This is a genomic window from Luteibacter sp. P4_E6 (assembly GCF_056401535.1).
In genome coordinates this window covers 1-4,649 of the sequence record NZ_JBFUJE010000315.1, presented here as the reverse complement: position 1 = coordinate 4,649, position 4,649 = coordinate 1, and the positions used below count along the sequence as shown (strand labels likewise).

General features: G+C 65.7%; 3 protein-coding genes. 1 reads left to right on the top strand and 2 read right to left on the bottom strand.

Features of this window, described 5'->3' with window-relative positions:
• Together AC1DT2_RS16240 and AC1DT2_RS16235 are read right to left on the bottom strand one after the other, a co-directional pair.
• Positions 1 to 2,271 (bottom strand): sensor domain-containing protein (locus tag AC1DT2_RS16240; RefSeq protein WP_477297445.1); only part of this gene is annotated, 2,271 nt, incomplete at its 3' end.
• A gap of 75 nt (positions 2,272 to 2,346) precedes the next feature.
• Entirely contained in the window at positions 2,347 to 3,474 is a 1,128-nt protein-coding gene (locus AC1DT2_RS16235) for a hypothetical protein (RefSeq protein WP_477297444.1), read from the bottom strand.
• A 191-nt stretch (positions 3,475 to 3,665) separates the two neighbouring features.
• Here AC1DT2_RS16235 and AC1DT2_RS16230 point away from each other — a divergent pair.
• A partial coding sequence (locus AC1DT2_RS16230; protein ID WP_477297443.1) for an acetyl-CoA C-acyltransferase occupies positions 3,666 to 4,649 on the top strand: 984 nt, incomplete at its 3' end.

Genomic DNA, 4,649 nt, shown 5'->3' with positions numbered 1-4,649 from the left:
GTCGTTGTCCCACGCGACATCACGGATGAAGGTGCGGTCGATCTTCAGGGTGTCGACGGGGAAGTGCTTCAGGTACGACAGGCTGCAGTAGCCAGTGCCGAAGTCGTCCAGGCTGAGCGACACGCCCAGTGACTTGATCCGGTGCAGGAGGTCGRCAATGTGGTCGCCACCTTCCATTACCGTGCGTTCGGTGAGTTCCAGCTCGAGCAGGGTGGGATGGAGTCCGGTCTCATCGAGCACGCCGCGCAGCGACTCGAAGAAGCGCGTGTGCTGGAATTGCAGCGCGGAGACGTTGACCGACACGGAGAGGGGCCGATACAAGCGCGCCCAGATCTCTGCCTGCCGACAGGCTTCGCGCAGTGCCCACTCGCCAATCGGCACGATGAGCCCGCAATCCTCGGCCACCGGAATGAATTGCTCCGGCGTATAGATATCTTCGCCATCCACTTGCCAACGCAGCAGCGCTTCGGCACCGACCACCGTACCCAGGTTCACGTCCACCTTGGGCTGGTAGTGCAGGCTGAGTTCGTTGCGTGCGAGCGCCTTGCGCAGCTCCACCTCGATGCGGACACGCGCGGTGTTGCGCTCGTTCATGCTGGCGTTGAAGAAACGATAGCCGTTACGGCCCTGCATCTTCGCTTCGTACATGGCGGTGTCGGCGTTGCGCAGCAGCGACTCCGCGTCGAAGGCGTCGTCCGGATACACGCTGATCCCGATGCTGAAACTGATCGCGAGCGCCGATGCATCCACCCCCACGGCTTCGCTGCAGGCTTCGAGCACGCGCTCGGCGACGGCGGCCGCATCGGAGGCACCGTCGACGTGAGGTAGCAGGGCAACGAACTCGTCGCCACCCAGCCGGCTCACGGTGTCGTCCGGGCGCACGGCGGCGCGGATACGTCGCGCTACTTCCTGTAGCAGGGCATCGCCCGCCGCGTGGCCCATGGAATCGTTGATCTGCTTGAAATGGTCGATGTCGACAAAGAGCAGGGCAGCACGCTGGTTGCGACGGGCAGCCACGGTGACCGCAAATTCCATGCGCGATTGCAGCAGCGCGCGGTTGGGCAGGCCGGTGAGCGTGTCGTGGTGCGCCAGATGCGCCATCTTCAGCGCGAGTGCACGGGTTTCGCTCACGTCGTGGAACACCACCACGCCGCCGACCACGTTGCCGGCGTGATCGTGAATCGGCGCGGCCGAATCCTCGATCGGGCTGTCGAAGCCGTTGCGATGCACGAGGATAGCGTCCGTGGTCAAGCCGATGATGGTGTTCTTGGTCACCGCGGTAAGTAGCGGATTGGGAATCGGCCGGCGTGTGAGCGGGTCACGCAGCTGGAAGATGTCGTCCATGGGTCGACCCACGGCCTCATGGCTGGACCAGCCCGTCATCGCTTCGGCGATGGGATTGAGCGAGGTGACGATGAGGTACGGATCCGTGGTGATCACGGCATCGCCGATGGACTTGAGCGTGACCTCGGCCAGCTCGCGCTCGCGGAACAGCGCGTCCTCGAAGGCCTTGCGCTCGGTCATGTCGATGACCTGGGAGATGAAGTACAGCGGTTCGCCGTGTTCGTCGCGTACGAGGGAAACGGTGAGCAGCGCATGCACAATCTGCCCGTCGCGGCGGATATAGCGCTTTTCCAGATGATAGGAGGCGCGCTCTCCCGCGATGATCTTCTGCACCAGCGCGAGGTCCGTCGCCAGGTCGGCCGGGTGGGTGATGTCCTGATAGGCGGAGGTGAGCAGCTCTTGATCGGAGTAGCCGAGCATGGTGCACAGTGCATCGTTCACCTGCAGCCAGCGTCCGGTCGGCAGGACGAGGGCCATGCCGATCGCGGCGTGGCGGAAGGCTTGCGAGAAACGGCGCTCGCTTTCCTTCAGGCGCGCTTCGAGCATGTGCCGGCCGGAGATGTCGGCCAGGAGGATGGAGACACCACGGATGCTGCCATCGGGACCGACATCCGGCGTGAACGTGGCCTGGGCGTAGCGTTGGTCGTCGTCGCGACGTATTTCGCGATCGGCAATGACGGGTTCGCCGGCAAGGGCGGCAGTGACGCCGGGTTCAATGCGGGCATAGACCGAAGGCGCGATGACTTCATCGAGCCGGCGTCCGATGAGGCCGTCTCGCTCGATCCCCATCCAGGCCGTATACGCGGGGCTGGCAAAGCGATAACGCAGCGACGTGTCGACGTAAGCCATCATCGCCGGCGCGCGGTCCAGCAGATAGGCCGCCCAGTCGGTCGGGGAATCGGTGGTGGGTGGCGCTGGATGACGCATGCGGTCGCCGAAGGGACGATGCCTCAACTCTAATGCGTCCCCGCGGCTGCGTATATCGAAGGATTCTTAAAAACGTCAGTGCAACACGGGCGCCGGTGCGGAAAGCGCACCCTGTGCGTCCAGCAGCACTTTGCCGAGCGCGTGGACCTCGGTGGCCGTGTCATAACGCCCGGCCAGCGCATCCAGCAGCGGCCCCAGGGCATCGGGGGCGAGCGGGTAGCCATGGGCGAGGATGCGCGCCTTGCCCGGCGAGGGCTGGGCGACGGTCACCACGGCCATGCCCAGGCCCGCGGCTTCATGGGCGTAAAGCAGGGGCTGCGGCAGGGCGGGATCGGCATCGGCCATGGCTTCGATGAGATAGCCAGCGGTCTGCGCCGGCTCCCCCTCCAGGTGCAGGGGCACATGGTGGGCGGCGAGCAAGGCAGCGTACTGGCGCAGCTCGAAGATGGTGCCGGCGAACTCGTGGGCGGGATTGTCCCGCTGGGTGCCCGCGCGGGCGAACCAGCCGGCTATGCCGGGAATGCCGACGCGACCTTCGGCGTAGCGCAACGGCAGGCCGCGCGAGCCCAGCGCGGTTTCTTCTTTATATGGCGTGAGCAGAGCGGCTTCGAGCATGGTCCACAGCGGCGCCAGGTTCACGTGCTCGTACTGCACGCAGGTGAGCGCGAGGAGGTCGTCGCGGCTTAGGTAGCGCGCATGTTCGAGGCGCACGCCGAGGGTCCGCATGAGGAAATCCGCCGTCGCCGAGCCGGCTTCACCGCGACCGACCAGCTCCACTTCCATCTTCGCGGTGAGTTCCTCGGCGAGCTCCACCGGCGCCAGCAGCATCCAGGGAACCAGGCGCATGGGGCCACCCGCATAGCGCGCATCCGGCACGAGGGGCTGCGCGGGCATGTGGCCTTCGTGGGTGCCGAAGGCCACCACGCCACCGGCGGTGGTCACGCGAGGCACGCGCCGGGCCAGCTCTTCGAGCGTGGCGAACACGGGAAAACCGGGGCGCAGCAGCTCCACGCCATCGAACAAGGCGCCAACCAGGGCGAAGCGCGAGGCCTCGACCCCAGGCAGCAGCGCGCGGAGGTCGTCGGCGACCAGGGCGGCCAGCGTCTGCGCTTCGTCCCGGGTCAGCTCGAGCCGATCGGGCATCTCGCCCTCGGCCAGTTCCAGCGCCAGGAGGGCGGGGCAGGCGATCAGCGACTCGTTCACGGCAGGTTTTTCCGAACGGCAAAGGAACGCGATTCTATCATCCACGCATATCGGGCTTTCGCCCGGAGGGGATGCGGGTTAGCCTTGCCGATACGCGTTCGTCGGCGATCGTCGGCGTCCGCGAGCCCTTCGCCTGCAAACGGCTATTGCCGCGGCACCCCTTTACGATCCTGGATTGTCCTTTTAAGAGCATGGAAAAGTCGCAAAAGCGCGTGGGTGTGGTCGGCGGCGTCCGCATTCCCTTCTGCCGCAACAACACCGCCTATGCCGATGTCGGCAATTTCGGGATGTCGGTCAAGGTGCTTGGATCGCTGGTCGAGAAGTTCGGCCTGCATGGCACCGAGCTGGGTGAGGTGGCCATGGGCGCCGTCATCCGCCATTCGTCGGACTGGAACCTGGCTCGTGAGGCCCTGCTTTCGTCGGGGCTTGCCCCGACGACACCCGGCATCACCACGGCGCGTGCCTGCGGCACGTCGCTGGACAACGCCATCATCATCGCCAACAAGATCGCCTGCGGTCAGATCGAGGCCGGCATCGCCGGCGGCTCGGACACCACCAGCGACGTTCCCATTGTCTACGGCCAGAAATTTCGCAAGCGACTACTGGCGCTGAACCGTGCGAAGACGCTCAAGGAGAAGTTCGCCGTCGCGACGCGCGGTTTCTCCCTGAAGGAACTGAAGCCATCCTTCCCCGGCGTGGCCGAGCCGCGCACGGGCAAGTCCATGGGCGACCACTGCGAGCTGATGGCGAAGGAATGGAAGGTCGGTCGTCTCGAGCAGGACGAGCTCGCACTCTCCAGCCACAAGAAGCTGGCTGCGGCGTACGAAACCGGCTTTTTCGACGACCTCGTCGTGCCGTTCCGTGGTCTCAAGCGCGACGGCTTCCTGCGTGGGGATTCCACACTGGAGAAGCTGTCCTCGCTGAAGCCGGCGTTCGACAGGACCACCGGCCAGGGCACGCTGACCGCGGGAAACTCCACCGGCTTGTCCGATGGCGCGGCCGCCGTGCTTCTGGCCAGCGACGAATGGGCGTCCAACCGTGGCCTCTCGATCCAGGCCTACCTCACGCACGCGCAGATCTCAGCCGTCGACTTCGTCCATGGCGAAGGCCTGTTGATGGCGCCGACCGTGGCCGTGCCGCGCATGCTGAAGCAGGCTGGCCTCACCCTGCAGGAT